The following is a 14,518-nucleotide window of genomic DNA, read 5'->3' on the forward strand; positions in this document are numbered from 1 at the left end:
AAACATGCAACTACGCTATCACGGCATGATCAAATTGGTTCCGGTATGTGCCTGGGTCACGTTGGCCGCAATTTTATTTGCGGCGGTGCTGGCACCACCGGATAATTTTACCAGTTGGTTTATTTTTAGTTTATTGGTGATGGTGCTGGCTACTTTGGTAGCGTGGTTGAGTTTAGAAGTATTCCGCACTCGCATTGGCATTAATGCCTCCCATCTGGTGGTGCGGAAGAGTTTTCACCGGGTGCAACGCATTGACTGGCAACAGGTTGAGCGCATTGATTATAACAATCTGTGGGCCTCGTTTGTGGTGGTCACTGAGTCCGGCCAGCGCATTTTTATCTCCTCTTTAATGAGTAACTTAAAGCATTTTCTAACCGTAATGGCAGAGGCCCTTCCGCGCGAAAAATATATCGACGCTTTAGATCGCTTCGCTAAAGCTCTGGGGAAATAATGCGTAAGCTACCGCCGCTTAATGCCTTGAAGGCTTTTGAAGCCGCTGCCCGGCATTTAAGCTTCACCAAGGCGGCCGAAGAACTGTTTGTTACGCAAGCAGCAGTTAGCCATCAGGTGAAAGCACTGGAAGAATACCTGGCCGCCAAACTGTTTGTGCGTCGCAACCGTTCCTTGCTGCTTACTGCCGAAGGGCAAAGTTACTTTCTCGATCTGAAAGAGATATTTGACGATATAGTGCAGGCCACGTCGCGCCTGAAGCAGTCTACTGAAGTGGGTTCACTGACGATATCACTGCCGCCAAGCTTTGCTATTTTATGGTTTGTGCCGCGCTTGAGTCGCTTCCGTGAAGCTTATCCTGAAATTGATGTACGCATTCGAGCGGTAGACGAAGTGGACAGTTCACTGACCGACGATGTAGATGTTGCTATTTACTACGGCTCCGGCCATTGGGCAGGGCTTACCGCATACAAATTACACAAAGAATATCTACTGCCAGTTTGTTCACCTTTGTTGTTAAACGGCAATAAGCCGCTGCGTGAACCACGTGATTTATTGAACCACACCTTGCTGCATGATGAAACGCGCAACGCCTGGAAAGACTGGTTTAAGCTGGTTGGTATAGATAAAGACAAAGGCGATAATGGGCCGGTATTTAGTCATTCTAACCTCGCGTTAAAAGCGGCAGTACACGGGCAGGGCATTGCGCTGGCAAATAATGTACTGGTGAAACCGGAAATTGATTCCGGTCACTTAATTCGAGTTTTCCCCGAAGCACTGCCGCGCGATAAATCTTTTTATCTGGTTTGTCGTGACTCTCAGGCGGAAATAGGTAAAATTGCGACCTTCAGAAATTGGCTGTTGTCGATTGTGGAAGAAGAAGAGGACGATTTTTCGTTGTGACCGATACCCGCGTTGCGGTTCAGATAGATAATCCCGCCGGCGCAACCCGAGTGGTTTTCGCCCACGGCGCTGGCGCCGGTCTGCAAAGTGATTTCATGCAATACGTCGCGCTGGCTCTGGCCGTGCATGATATCGAAGTGGTGCGTTTTAATTTTCCCTACTGGCAAAAATTTGTTGATACCGGACGCCGTCGGCCACCGGATCGGCAACCTGCGCTACAACATGCCATGATCACCGTGTGTGAGCAATTTACCGATAATAAGCCGTTGTTTGTTATAGGCAAGTCGATGGGATCCCGGGTTGCCTTCCAAATTGCTGACAGGGTGGGAGCGCTGGGCGCCATTGCCTTAGGTTTTCCATTTCATCCGAACGGCAAGCCAGACAAGCTGCGCGTGCATGAGCTCACCAACGACTGCCCACAAAACTTGGTGCTACAAGGTGAGCGTGACAGCATGGGGCGACCGGACGAAGTTGCCGGGTATGAGTTACCCAATAATCTACGAGTGCAGTGGTTAGCTTTTGCCGACCACAGCCTACAGCCGACTAAACGCAGTGGTTTAGCTACGGCTGATGTTTGGCAGCAGGCGGTTGATGCGATAGCTGCATTTATTGCCGACAACAGTGCTGCTGCGCAGCGTTAAGCATTAGGAGTTAGGCCGTGAGTTATCTATTTATTATTATTGCAGCATTGTTCGGCTTAACGGCTGTGGTGCTGGGCGCTGCAGCTTCGCACGCCTTGCGTAGCAAGTTGGCAGAGCCGTTATTTAACGCCATGCAAACTGGTATTCAATATCAGTTTTATCACACCCTGGCATTATTCATGGTGGCTTTATTACTGATTCAGATGCCAAGCCGATGGTTACTTGTTAGCGGTTGGCTGTTTGTAGCGGGAATGATTCTGTTCAGCGGTAGCCTGTATTTGCTTGCTCTTACCGGGCAGTCTTGGTTTGGCCCTATAACTCCGCTTGGTGGCTTGTGTTTAATGGCCGGTTGGCTGAGCCTGGCGATTGCCGCCATCGTAAAATTTCAGGAGCATTAAGCAATGATGAACGGACTTTTAGCCTATTGTCGGCCCGGTTTTGAGGGCGATTGTGCAGCCGAGCTGCAGGACAAAAGTGGGGCACTTGGTGTTTTCGGATACTGCCAAACGCAAGCCAATCAGGGGTATGTGATTTATCGCTGTCAGGCCGAAGAAGCCGATCATTTAGGCCGCAAACTTGCGCTGAAGGATTTAGTGTTTTGCCGTCAATTTGTGGTGATTTTAGCAGAACTAACCGAGCTGGCTCCAACCGATCGAGTGAGCGCTATAGCTATGGCGCTGCTGGAAAGCCCGTCGGAAATTAAGCCGCTGGGTGATCTGCGCATTGAAACACCAGACACCAACGACGGCAAAGAGCTATCCAAGTTTTGTCGTAAGTTTACGGTGCCATTGCGCCAGGGGCTGCGCAAAGCCGGTTGGCTAACTGAGCGCGAGAGCGACCGCCGGCCAACCTTACATGCCTTTTTCCTGTCCGGTCAGAGCGTGCTGCTGGGTTATTCCTATAGCTACAACCAGTCACCCTGGTTGATGGGCATTCCACGCTTACGTATGCCGGCAGGAGCGCCTAGCCGTTCTACCTTGAAGCTGGACGAGGCCTTTCAGGTGTTTGTACCTGTTTACGAGCGCGAAGAGCGCTTGCAGTCGGGCTTAAATGCGGTCGATATTGGTGCAGCACCCGGCGGTTGGACGTTCCAATTGGTGCAACGCGGCATGATGGTGCAAGCGGTAGACAACGGACCTATGGCTGAAAGCCTGATGGAGACCGGTCAGGTTAAACACATTCGGGAAGACGGCTTTAAATTCCGTCCGAAGAAGAAAAATATTCACTGGTTGGTGTGCGACATGGTTGAGAAACCAGCACGGGTAGGCGAGTTAATGACTCAGTGGTTGTTGGAAGAGTACTGCAAGGAAGCCATTTTTAACCTGAAGCTACCTATGAAAAAGCGCTATGCGCTGGTGCAGGAATACTTAACTCAAATGACTGAACAGCTTACTGAACATGGGCATGGTCGTTTTGAGTTGCAGGCCAAGCAGCTTTACCATGACCGTGAAGAAATTACCGTTCATATTCGTTGGTTGTAGCCGCTCGGCTACAACCAACGCGATAGTTACTTCTTATAAACGGTCAATCACAGCCTGAGTGAAGTCGGTCGTGCCGTGGCTGCCACCTAAATCACGGGTGGTGCGGTCGCCAGAGGCAATAACGTCCGCTAAGGCCGCCCGAATCTTTTTCGCTTTATCGCCCATCTCTAAATATTCCAGCATTTGAATGGAAGCTAAAATAACCGAGCTTGGGTTGGCCAGATTCTGACCTGCAATATCAGGAGCGGAGCCGTGTACAGCTTCAAAAATGGCGCAATCTTCGCCAATGTTGGCGCCCGGAGCCATGCCCAAACCACCCACTAAACCGGCACATAAATCTGACAAAATATCACCGAACAAATTGGTGGTTACAATCACATCAAACTGTTCAGGATTCATGACCAGCTTCATGCATACCGCATCAACGATCATCTCATCGGATTCAATTTCCGGATACTCTTTGGCGATTTCGCGCGCTACTTTCAGGAACAGGCCTGAGGTAGATTTCAAAATGTTTGCTTTGTGCACTGCCGTTACTTTTTTGCGACCTTCACGACGAGCGGTTTCGTAAGCAAAGCGCACAATACGCTCAGCGCCGGTTCGAGTCACCTTACTCATAGCTTCAGCTTCGTTCCCATCAGCCGAGGTCACCTGACCTAAGCCTGAGTACATACCTTCGGTGTTTTCCCGCACGGTAATAATATCAATGTCGTCATAGCGTGCTTTGGTGCCTTTAAACGATTTCACCGGGCGTAGGTTCGCATACAAATTGAATTGCTTGCGCAAGCTCACGTTAATAGAGGTAAAACCTTCACCAACCGGGGTGGTTAATGGGCCTTTCAAGGTAACCGCGTTATTCTTAATTGCTGCAAGCGTTGCCTCTGGTAACAATTCACCTGTTTTCTCAAGCGCGGTAAGGCCTGCCTCGACAAATTCATAGTTAAAATCACATCCTGCTTTATCAAGAATCTTAATTGCAGAATCAATAATGTCCGGGCCGATGCCATCGCCTGGAATCACGGTAATAGTTTTTGTCATGAGGGTTACCTTATCTAGCTTTGCGTCACAATTAAGGGATAGTCATATTACCCGCAACAGGGTAATTAGGGCGGTGCTGCAAAAGCACTACAGAACGCGCGAATTTTAGCAGTGAAGGGGTATTTTTGCCAGTTTCGGTAAGCCCGGGTATTGGCGCTAAACCGCCTGATAACAGTGGCTTAGAAGCGCGGCCAGCAACACTGTGCTGATTGCTTGGTGATTTCTATTTGTACTCTTGCTTGCCATGATTTTTCTTTCATATTCATAATCTTAAGTGCATTTTGGAAACATTCTTTGGCGGCTGGTAATGGTTCGCTGTGGGGTGCAAAACAGGCCCATACCCCAGCACTTGCCAGTACCACGGCAGCGCTAATACTGTTGTTGATATGTTCAGTATTCACTTGCGAAATAGCATCAGGTGGCAATTGCCAACGGCTGACTATTTGTTCACCCAGTTGGCGGTAGCTTGCCGCGTTGTTGGCGGGTTGGAACCAATGGCAAGAATGCCAGCCGGGAATAGTGTCAGGTACGCTTAACCGCAGGTGGGCGAAATCTTTGGTGTGGCGGAACAGGCCCGCGTTCCACACCATACAGAATAACGGCACGGGTATTTTAAGTGGTGCGGTTGCTGTGCTGGCCAGAAATATGCGTAGTAGCTGCTGAAATAGCTGATTATAACTGAGCAGTTGATGATGATAGGGGCCATGATAATTGGTGAGTTGCTCGTGCAAAAGTGTATTAGCAACAATAGGTGCAACGCGCTTCGGACCTAACCACAGCAAGCTCTGCTTAAGGCCCATGGCAGCCGCATGAGGCTTATCCCGTGACGCTTCGGTTTGCACGGCGCTGACTAGCCCCGGACGTTTGCTAATGGCATTCACTAATGGGGTTAACTGGCCATTACCGGCACCGTAGTCGCGTAAAGCTTGCAGTAACTTGCGTGGAGCCTGCAGCTTCAAACTACGCCGGTAGTTGGCCAGCAGTGGCGCCATAAAGTTCTGCTGTTGTTGCAGTAGAGCTTCGTCATCGGCATTGTCAGCGCTAGTTAACGGCTGGCCATACCAAGGTGTTGAGGAAGCTGGAATGAGTTCCGCCTCAGCCTGAATAGTTGCAGAGCTTTGCTCAATGATCTGAGCACACCAGCTCCAGCTTGCCCCATAGGGGTATTTCAGCAACCATTGCTGCCAACTGTTGCGCTCGCTCTGGCCGTTACAAAGCTGGGTGCTGCAGTGCAGGGCAAATGCAGCTAGCCGGGTTAATTCAGCTTGTTCGCGCACCGGATTTCGAAGTTGTTTGCGTAACTCGCGCCACACACTGTTGGTTGGTGTTTTGATGGCTACAAATTGGGTGGCGCAGGCAGCCATTAAACTTAACTGAGTGCTGGGTTGAAAACGCAGCACCAGGCTTAAACGCAATACTTGTAGCACCGCAATAAAAGCTTTGGCCGAGTCGGTCGAGGAGTTCGTTAGTGCTTGCTGAACGCAGGCATACCAGCTTGTGGGCGTATGCAGCAGGTGGTCACGTAGCTCGTGCATGAGCTGCCATACCTCAGCTGCTTTGGGTTGGGCTAGCGTGGCGGCTAGTTGTTGTTGCCAGTTGCTGGACACAACACTACTAATACGACTGATAGTCGCTGTAGGCGTCAGCGCCCCAGGCCGTTAGCTTGTCATCTTTAAATAACAAGGGGGTACATTCGTCACGCGTGGTAATGCCATCGGATTTCACGTGATGGGTGCGGTAAAACAAAACTTGCACTTCACCACCATCGATTTGTTTAGCTTCGCTAATATCAGGTGAGCCCAGTAACCGAATCACTTCGTCTTTGGTAACGCCCAGGTTCAAAGTGCCGATTTGTTTTTGGTTAAAGGTTTCCCGTTCCTGCCAGTTCATACTCTCGGGATCAGCCTGATAGAAATGCAATATAACCGCCGCAAAGCCAACGTATACCAAAAATCCAACTGCAATAATCTTAATAACTTTGGTATTCATGGCTCGCTGTGCTCCGTGGCGTTTTTATTGTCTGGCGAAATTAATCAGTGATCACTTTATAACAAGGATGATAAACAGAGCCAGGTAACTTCATGCGGCCTTGCTCAACAAAAGCTTTCAATAACTGGTCGAGTTTTTTCATGATGTCTTTCTCACCATGAATGCTGAATGGCCCGTGCTGGCGAATATTTCGCATTCCTTCATCTTTCACATTACCCGCCACAATAGCGGAGAATGCGCGGCGCATATCAGCGGCAAGTTTGGCAGGCTCCTGATCACGATGCAAATTCAGATTCGCAACGTTCTCATGAGTTGGCGCAAACGGACGCTGGAAATCATCGTCGATATATAACGACCAGTTAAAGTGGTAGGCATCGCCAGCCTGTTCACGGTAGGTTTTCACCTGTTGTGCACCGGCTTTCATATAACGGGCTACTTCTTCTGGGTCGGCCACAATAATGGTATATAGCTCACGAGCTTGCTCGCCCAGCACGTCGCCAATGAAGGCATCTAAAGCTTCAAAATAAGCTTTGCTGGAGGCAGGTCCGGTTAACACCACCGGGAATTTCTGCTGGGCATTTTTCGGGTGCATTAAAATACCGAGCAAATAGAGTAACTCTTCAGCGGTACCCGCACCGCCCGGGAAAATCACGATACCATGTGCAACTCGCACAAAAGCTTCCAGACGTTTCTCAATGTCCGGCAGAATAACCAGTTCATTAACAATCGGATTGGGTGGCTCGGCGGCAATAATACCCGGCTCTGTCAGGCCAAGGTAACGGCCATCTTTAAAGCGTTGCTTGGCATGGCCTATGGTGGCGCCTTTCATGGGGCCTTTCATGGCTCCGGGACCACAACCAGTGCATATATTCATGGTACGCAAACCAATTTGATAGCCCACGTCTTTGGTGTACTGGTATTCAATATCGTTAATCGAGTGACCACCCCAACAAACCACCATATTGGGTTCAGTTGAAGGTTTAATGGTGCGGGCATTTCGCAGAATATCAAATACAACGTGAGTTAGCGTGTCGGTATCTGCCTGCTCGAGCATTTGCCGGGAATAACGTTCACCAGTAAACAGGATGTCGCGCAGAACGGCTTCTACCAGTTCCTGCATACCGGCAATCAGATGACCATCAACGAAGGCTTCTTCAGGCGGATTAATCAGTTCAAGTTTGACGCCACGTTCGCGGCGGATCAGGTTTACTTCGAAGTCTTTAAAACGGTCGTAGATTTCGGCACTACTGTCGGTTTTACTGCCTGCGTTTAGAACCGCCAGGCAACAGTTGCGGAATAATTTGTAGAGTTCTTCATCGCTGGATGACTGTAACCGTTCAATTTCAAGTTGTGATAGCAAGGACATACTTCCTTGCGGATAAATAGCTGTTCGCATTCGTGTTTTCTCTCCTTGAAAGCAAATCAGCGGTAACTATCTAGCGTTGCTCATCCAGTACCACTACGTCACGCCCTTGTTCTTTTGCTTTGTAAAGTGCGCGATCTGCACGTTCAAACACACTTAAGGTGGTATCACTTTTTTGTGTGAAACCTGCCGCGCCAATCGAAATCGAAATGCTGATATCTTCATTGCGGAACTTAAATGGAATTTGTTTTATTTTCTTACGTGCTATTTCTAATGGTTCCTGAACCTGGCTTAGGGTTGTTTGTGGAAAAATGATGACGAATTCTTCGCCGCCAAACCGACACACAAAGTCAGTATCCCGTAATGCCTTTTGCAACATATTTGCGATGACTTGTAAGGTTTTATCACCGGCAATATGGCCGTAGTTATCGTTAATTCGCTTAAAATGATCTATGTCGGCAACGGCGATGGTTAATTCAGTGCCGTAACGTTGCCAACGCTTATATTCAAGTTCAAGACGTTCTTCAAACGCAGTGCGGTTTGGTAACCGGGTAAGCGCGTCTTGCAAACTCTTAAACTTCTGCTCGGCCAGCTTTTTCTTATAACTCGCCGCTTCTTTTTCCATCTCGTGCAGCCGACTCTGTAACTCTTTTAAGTTGGTCTCTAGCTTAAGATGCTCGTCGGTATCCATTTTCTGGCGTTTTTCAATAGCCAGCAAAATTTCGCCAACATGATGTTTTACTTCGGTTTTCAGTTGATCAATGTGAGAGGCTTTTTCTACAGACATAGAAAGCTTCGACACACTTTGCTGCAAACTGGCAGTGACCTTATTTTTTGCTAAGTTGGCAGAGTTATTTTCTGTTAAAGATTCTGATATTACTTTATGAACCGAGCCGAGCGCGTCGTTCAGTTCGGCCAAAAAGCTTTGGGCAGATTTACGCTCTTCGCTGATGCTTTTTACAATCAGCCGGATAATCTGCATGCAGTAGTTCAGTAACTCGCGCTGGGTACAGCCCGTAATCAGCTGTTGCCGAACCGCCTGAATGGCATTGGCCGCGGTACCGTTAAAATCTACCACACTTAATAAATTAATAAGTTCTTCACGGGTTTCGTCAAGGTCTGCAGTGTTGCCACTAGTTGTCTTAGCTGTAATAGCTTCACCGGCACTGTTTTTCGCGGCATTGCCAGTCTGAACTACTCGTTCATATAAGCCCAACAGTTGCAGCAGTAGCGGTAAGTATTTATTTAGGGATGCGCTCGGGCCATCGGCACCGCTAACCAGAGCACGTAGTTCATCGCGCTGCTCTTTGGTCAGCCCTTTCAATTTTTGTAAGGATGTACCCGCACTGAGAACGCCTTCCTGAGTTGAGCGTAATTGCTGCTGCAACTTAAAGCCTTGTTGTTGAAGCAACAGGCTGATTTCATCAAACAGTGGGGTAACTAACTCGATATCCGGCTTCTTTTGAAGTTCAGCTCGCAGTTTATTTAAACGGTGATCAAGCTCGTCGTCCATACCACGACAGGCAGCACTAAGCCGACTAATAAAGTGGGACAGAGTCGTAACGTCACGCTCGTAATGATTCTCGAGCGTTTTACGCGACTCAATAACTTCTTGAAGTCGTTTCCCAAGTTTATCTAGCTGCTCGGTTGCTGTTCGACTGTTGTTCACAGAATTTCCTATCTATCCAGATACATCAGAATTAACGGATTGTGGTTTAAGAGTCAACGCCGGTTAATGCTTGGTACGTTCAAGTGACGAAAAAAAGCTCAATTAGATGCATATTCTACCTTATTGAGGGTGCTTAGACTATGTGTTGTTTAGCGTAATGAAGCCCCACAATCTTTACATCTGAATGCGGTAGTCATGAGTAACCTTTCAATATGGTATAGTAGCGCATAAAATAACATTAACACTTTGATCTCATACAAACTTTTAGGCGGACACCTGAATATGACTGGACTGAATATAAACCGATTTTTAATCGCTGTAGTGACCATAATGCTGTTTTTACCGGCTCAGGCCGCGGTAAAAAGTGTTACTAACGGTGTCAGTTACTACATTGATTTAACACAGAATGAGCATCATCTGGGTCAGGTTGAAATTGAGTTCCCGGGCACTAACGAACCTTATCTTGATATTCAAATGCCGGTATGGCGAACCGGGCTTTATAACATTCTGAATCTGCCTAAAGCCGTGCGTCATTTTGAAGCAAAAAGTGCTTCAGGCGCTGCCCTTGAAGCCAGTAAAATAGATAAAAGCACGTGGCGAATCCGGTTGCAGGACGACCAGCCAACTCAAGTGAGCTATCAGGTTTACGCCAACGAACTTGGTCGTCGCAGCCGTCACATTGATGACACCCACGCGTACTTGGATGCATCGGCCGTGTTTATGTACGCCGATCAGTGGCGCCAGCAACCGATTCAGGTAGAGCTAAAGGTTCCCGCTGACTGGCGCAGCGTGTCCGGTATGAATAGCACTGCGGCCCATACCTTTGTGGCAGACAACTGGGACATTCTGGTGGATTCACCTATTGAAACCGGTATTCACGATGCTTACAGCTTTACTGAGCAGGGGCGTGATTACGAAGTGGTGTTCTGGGGTGAAGGCAACTACGACGCAGAACAAACCGTTGCTGACTTACGCAAATTGGTACGCACGGGCGACCATATCTGGAGCAGCTACCCGTTTGAACGTTATGTGTTTATGATTCATGCCACCGACGGTGCTGGCGGCGCCACTGAGCATTTGAATTCCACCGTTATTCAGCGGCCACGCTTCAGTTATGCGTCGCGTAAAGATTATCTGTCGTTTATGTCTACCGCGTCACATGAGTTCGTGCACACCTGGAATGTAAAAGCCTATCGTCCCGATGGGTTAGTTCCGTACGAGTATCAGCACGAAAACTATACCGATTTACTTTGGATAGCTGAGGGTTCTACCAGCTATTTTCAGGATCATTTACTGCTGAAAGCCGAGGTGATGAAGCTAGAAGAATACTTGGGCAACCTGGCGCAACGATTGGACGCGCATGAACAGAAACCAGGCACTGACACTATGTCGGTTGCTGAAGCGTCGTTCAATCACTGGATTGCTGAAGGCGGGCCGCGGGCACACAATGCCTCGGTAAATATTTACTCCGAAGGTGCGGTTATTTCGATGGCACTGGACTTTGCACTATTGCAGGCGACTGACAACAAAGTAAGCTTTCGCGATGTGCATAATGCGCTGTACGAGAAGTTTGACGCTACAGAAACCGGCTTTACCAGTGCCGACGTAAAAACCATTCTGGCGGAACTAACGGGTCAGGACTGGGACAACTGGTGGCAGGAACATGTTGAACAACCGCATCAGGTTGATGCGGCAGCTTTGCTGAAACAAGTAGGCTTAGCCATTGAACCCCGCGACAAGCAGGAAGCTTGGGTTGGCTGGCGTACCAAAACTAGTGAAAGCGGTGTGCAGTTAACTCGTGTGGATCGTCATAGCCCAGCTTGGGATGCCGGCTTCACGGAAGGTGACTTCGTGGTTGCGATTGATGGTCAGCGAGTTACTGCGGATCGTTTGCAGGAGCAACTGAATGAGCATCAGCATAAGGAAACCGTAACTGTAAGTTACTTCCGTCGCGACAAGCTAGCGACTAAAACCCTGGAGCTAGCCTCACGTCCGGTAGATAAGATGGTTATTAAACCAATGGCTGAACCTACTCGTGCTCAACGGGCACAGTTTAAGGCATGGCTTGGCTTTGACCACCCCCATGCCAAGTAACACTTATTGACGGATCAGGCGTTGCTGGGCCGGTGGCTGCTCGAAGTTCGAGCGAAATGGATTAATATCCAGGCCACCGCGTCTGGTGTAGCGCGCATAAACCGTTAGTTTACTGATGCCAACCCGGCGTAAGTCCATAAAAATACGCTCTACACACTGCTCGTGAAATTCGTTATGACGACGAAATGACACTAAGTAACGCAGCAAGCTTTCGGTATTAAGCTGCGGCCCTTCGTAGTTTATGTACACCGAGCCCCAGTCAGGTTGATTGGTAATTAAACAGTTCGACTTCAATAAATGGCTATATAGTTGTTCGCGAACCACCGCGGCCTGTGGATTCAGCTGCAATAAATCCGGATTGTAGTCGTAACAGTCAATGCTGATATCCTGATCATCAATACAATGTCCCTGCAGTAAACCAAACTGCGGTGCCTGATTGCTTTGCAAGGCATGCAACTGCACGCTAACCGGCGCGCCGGCACAGGCCGACAAGTCCTGCCCCAGCTGTTGTTCCACCTGCTGCCAGTTTGGCCAGCGTTGCTCGTTCAAACTATTCAAGTACAGCTTAAAGCTTTTCGACTCAATCAGATTTGGACTGGTAACCGGAACACTGAACTCGGCTACAGCCACTTGTGGTAAGCCATTACTGTTTAACCAGGAAAGCTCATACGCATTCCAGTAGTCAGTGCCGTGAAAGGGCAGTTCGTTAGCAGCGATGCCGATAGGATCACGATTAAGAGCCCGTGGTACTGCCAGTAATAAACTTGGATCAAAGGTGGTGGGGTAGGTGGTGGTTTGCCCCAGTTGCAAGTGGTTTAAGTCGTCGGTCGAATGCATGCGAGCCTGTGTTAAACTAGCCAAAATGAGTGCTTATTGTAGGCTTTACGCGTTTAATTCGCCAGCACCACCGGCATTGTAACTCACTTACTTACGGATGTTTTCATGACCGCAACCAACCAGGCCGCCACCACCGCAATAGACAATCTGATCGAGCGCTATGAACGCTATTATCAGGAACACCAACAGCCGTTACTGGCTCCGGTTGTACCGGATTGGGAATGCCCCATTGTGGTAGCAGCACATAGTGATGATGAAGTGGTGTGGCAACCGGTTCGGCAAGCTCAACCGCACGCCTTTCATGATTTAGAAAACGCCCTGGAACAGCCGTTCCACCCAGATTTTGCGGTTTATTATCAACGCTGGTTTGCGGCAGATTTACTAGTAACCTGGCAGCAACATCCGTTGCTATTGTTGCAGGTGATGGGGCCCGAAGATGCCGAGCAGCTGCAGGTGAATATGGCTGGTCATATTTTAATGAAGCGTCGGTTAAAGCAGCCGCCCACGTTGTTTTTGGGGTTAGCCGATGAAGCAGACGATTTATTAGTGACTATGGATAACAGTACTGGTGCCATTGGTCTGGAGTGGGTAGGTAAGCCGCAGCATGAGCAACTTGCTGATAATTTAGCCGATTTCTTAAATGGCGTGTCGCCAACTTCACTAACTTAGGCGGTGAAATTGCCTAACTGTTAGTGAAAACGCTTACCTTAAACAAACCTGATTTAATTAAAGTTGTTTAAATACAACAAGTTAAAACTATGGCCTGACTCTTGCTGTGATTCTGGTGGAAGTAATTTGTGAATAGACACCTATTTATTAATTAACAGGCGCCAATACTGGTGCTTCATTTTGAGTCAAGCAAGGAGTCGTAATGACCAATTCAAAACAAAAATTAATGGCTGCTCTGGTAGTTCCCGTAGTGCTCGCTATGAGCGGTTGTGTGATAGTCACCGAAGGTGATCATGACTGGGATAGCAAAGACGGCTATAGCCAGCGCGACTGGCAGGAACTGGAGCGAGACAACCGGGCCGCTATTGCCGGGTTAGAAGCTGATACCACTATTGAATCAGTGCGAACCAAACTTGGCGTTGCCGATTTTAGTGACTCCCTGAAGAAAGACGATGCCTTGTATCAAGTGTTGTACTATCGCACTCATCGCGTTAAAAGCGATGGCGAAACTACGCGCGACGAGTGCACACCGTTGGTATTTAAAGATGGTCAGCTAATAGGCACGGGCCAATTGGCGCTGTCTTCATTGAACTAAGCTAACTTAAGTTAGCCCCGGCCAGTTTGGTTCATGCGGCTACTTTCCTTTGCAACGAAATTCCGTTAACTTGAGGGTTAATGGGATTTCGTTTTTTTATGGCTCAGAAGGAAGTAGCAATGACAACGGCAGCGGCAGAAGTATCAGCTCAGGCTACCAATACTCAGGTAACTTATCTGGTGGCTGAAGACCTTAAACTGGCAGCCTCGTTGCTGTATCAGTCGTATCACGACGACGAAGTGTTTATGTCGTTGTTTCAGGGCAATAAACCTGATTACGAAAAGCGTCTGCGGGCAGCTATTCGGGAAGAGCTGAATGCGTTTTGGGAAGCTGGTCAACCCATTATCGGGCTGTTCGATGGCGATACATTAAAAGGCGTGGCCTGCGTTAGTGAACCGGGAAAAAATTTTGGTCCTGGGCGTTACTGGCATTGGCGTTTAAAAATGCTGCTAACCGCTGGCTATGTTAGTACGCGTCAACTGCTGGCAAAAGAGCAACTGATTCAGGAAGCCATTCCACACGAAAACTATCACATGCTGGCATTTATTGCGGTGGCACCACGCTACCAACAGCAAGGCCTGGGTGACTTATTAATCCGTGCGGTAAATACTCTGGTGGTTGAACATCAGGATTCTGCCGGGGTAGGTGTGTATGTTACTCGCGATTTTTATTTACCGCTGTTTCAGCAGCACCAATTCACTGTTGTGAAAAAGCTGGAAGTGGAAGGCGTGCCGGGTAAATTATTATTTTGCTCAAAAACTGAAGCCGTAGCCGATTTATCATGAGGTG

The 14,518-nt window shown here is 48.5% G+C and carries 15 protein-coding genes; 9 read left to right on the top strand and 6 right to left on the bottom strand.

What is annotated here, in order from left to right; translation table 11 throughout:
* Positions 1-4 precede the first annotated feature (4 nt).
* The 5 genes from CCE91_RS04990 to rlmM are packed head-to-tail and all read left to right on the top strand — an operon-like array spanning position 5 to position 3,475.
* Entirely contained in the window at positions 5-451 is a 447-nt protein-coding gene (locus CCE91_RS04990) for a hypothetical protein (protein WP_086434126.1), read from the top strand.
* Entirely contained in the window at positions 448-1,353 is a 906-nt protein-coding gene (locus tag CCE91_RS04995) for a transcriptional regulator GcvA (protein WP_198678008.1), read from the top strand. Before CCE91_RS04990 ends, CCE91_RS04995 begins: the two co-directional genes overlap by 4 nt.
* Positions 1,350-1,994 (top strand): alpha/beta fold hydrolase, encoded by a 645-nt coding sequence (locus CCE91_RS05000; protein ID WP_086434128.1) that lies wholly within the window; start codon positions 1,350-1,352, stop codon positions 1,992-1,994. The genes CCE91_RS04995 and CCE91_RS05000 overlap by 4 nt, the downstream gene beginning before the upstream one ends.
* Before the next feature lie 17 nt (positions 1,995-2,011).
* Positions 2,012-2,392, top strand: a complete 381-nt coding sequence (locus CCE91_RS05005; RefSeq protein ID WP_086434129.1) for a DUF423 domain-containing protein — start codon at positions 2,012-2,014, stop codon at positions 2,390-2,392.
* 6 nt (positions 2,393-2,398) lie between these two features.
* Positions 2,399-3,475, top strand: a complete 1,077-nt coding sequence (gene rlmM / locus CCE91_RS05010; RefSeq protein ID WP_198678007.1) for a 23S rRNA (cytidine(2498)-2'-O)-methyltransferase RlmM — start codon at positions 2,399-2,401, stop codon at positions 3,473-3,475.
* Positions 3,476-3,508: 33 nt separating this feature from the next.
* Here rlmM and CCE91_RS05015 read toward each other — a convergent pair whose 3' ends face one another.
* The 5 genes from CCE91_RS05015 to CCE91_RS05035 all read right to left on the bottom strand — a co-directional run bounded on the left by CCE91_RS05015 (position 3,509) and on the right by CCE91_RS05035 (position 9,534).
* Entirely contained in the window at positions 3,509-4,513 is a 1,005-nt protein-coding gene (locus tag CCE91_RS05015) for an isocitrate dehydrogenase (RefSeq protein WP_086434131.1), read from the bottom strand.
* 179 nt (positions 4,514-4,692) lie between these two features.
* Positions 4,693-6,120 (bottom strand): hypothetical protein, encoded by a 1,428-nt coding sequence (locus tag CCE91_RS05020; RefSeq protein ID WP_086434132.1) that lies wholly within the window; start codon positions 6,118-6,120, stop codon positions 4,693-4,695.
* Positions 6,121-6,127: 7 nt separating this feature from the next.
* Complete coding sequence (locus CCE91_RS05025; RefSeq protein WP_086434133.1) at positions 6,128-6,502, bottom strand: DUF3192 domain-containing protein; 375 nt, start codon at positions 6,500-6,502, stop codon at positions 6,128-6,130.
* A gap of 40 nt (positions 6,503-6,542) precedes the next feature.
* Positions 6,543-7,898 carry a nucleotide 5'-monophosphate nucleosidase PpnN gene (gene ppnN, locus CCE91_RS05030; RefSeq protein WP_086434134.1) on the bottom strand — a complete coding sequence of 452 codons (1,356 nt, stop codon included), beginning with the start codon at positions 7,896-7,898 and terminating at the stop codon, positions 6,543-6,545.
* Between the two features lie 40 nt (positions 7,899-7,938).
* A complete protein-coding gene (locus tag CCE91_RS05035; protein WP_086434135.1) occupies positions 7,939-9,534 on the bottom strand; it encodes a GGDEF domain-containing protein in 1,596 nt (531 codons plus the stop codon).
* A 282-nt stretch (positions 9,535-9,816) separates the two neighbouring features.
* Here CCE91_RS05035 and CCE91_RS05040 point away from each other — a divergent pair, with 282 nt between their 5' ends.
* On the top strand, positions 9,817-11,628 hold the full coding sequence (locus tag CCE91_RS05040; RefSeq protein WP_234996261.1) for a M61 family metallopeptidase: 1,812 nt from the start codon (positions 9,817-9,819) through the stop codon (positions 11,626-11,628).
* 3 nt (positions 11,629-11,631) lie between these two features.
* Here the strand turns inward: CCE91_RS05040 and queF are convergent, their stop codons facing one another.
* Positions 11,632-12,465 carry an NADPH-dependent 7-cyano-7-deazaguanine reductase QueF gene (gene queF, locus CCE91_RS05045; RefSeq protein WP_086434136.1) on the bottom strand — a complete coding sequence of 278 codons (834 nt, stop codon included), beginning with the start codon at positions 12,463-12,465 and terminating at the stop codon, positions 11,632-11,634.
* Between the two features lie 105 nt (positions 12,466-12,570).
* Here queF and syd point away from each other — a divergent pair, with 105 nt between their 5' ends.
* From syd to CCE91_RS05060, 3 genes are all read left to right on the top strand, one after another.
* Positions 12,571-13,134: a SecY-interacting protein gene (gene syd, locus CCE91_RS05050; RefSeq protein WP_086434137.1), complete on the top strand. Its 564-nt coding sequence runs from the start codon at positions 12,571-12,573 to the stop codon at positions 13,132-13,134.
* 202 nt (positions 13,135-13,336) lie between these two features.
* The gene (locus CCE91_RS05055; protein ID WP_198677981.1) at positions 13,337-13,729 is read left to right on the top strand and encodes a DUF3192 domain-containing protein; all 393 of its coding nucleotides are present in this window, start codon (positions 13,337-13,339) and stop codon (positions 13,727-13,729) included.
* Between the two features lie 119 nt (positions 13,730-13,848).
* Positions 13,849-14,514, top strand: a complete 666-nt coding sequence (locus CCE91_RS05060) for a GNAT family N-acetyltransferase (protein WP_086434138.1) — start codon at positions 13,849-13,851, stop codon at positions 14,512-14,514.
* The last annotated feature ends 4 nt before the right edge of the window (positions 14,515-14,518 follow it).

The sequence above is a fragment of the Pseudidiomarina planktonica genome (assembly GCF_900177775.1).
Classification (GTDB): domain Bacteria; phylum Pseudomonadota; class Gammaproteobacteria; order Enterobacterales; family Alteromonadaceae; genus Pseudidiomarina; species Pseudidiomarina planktonica.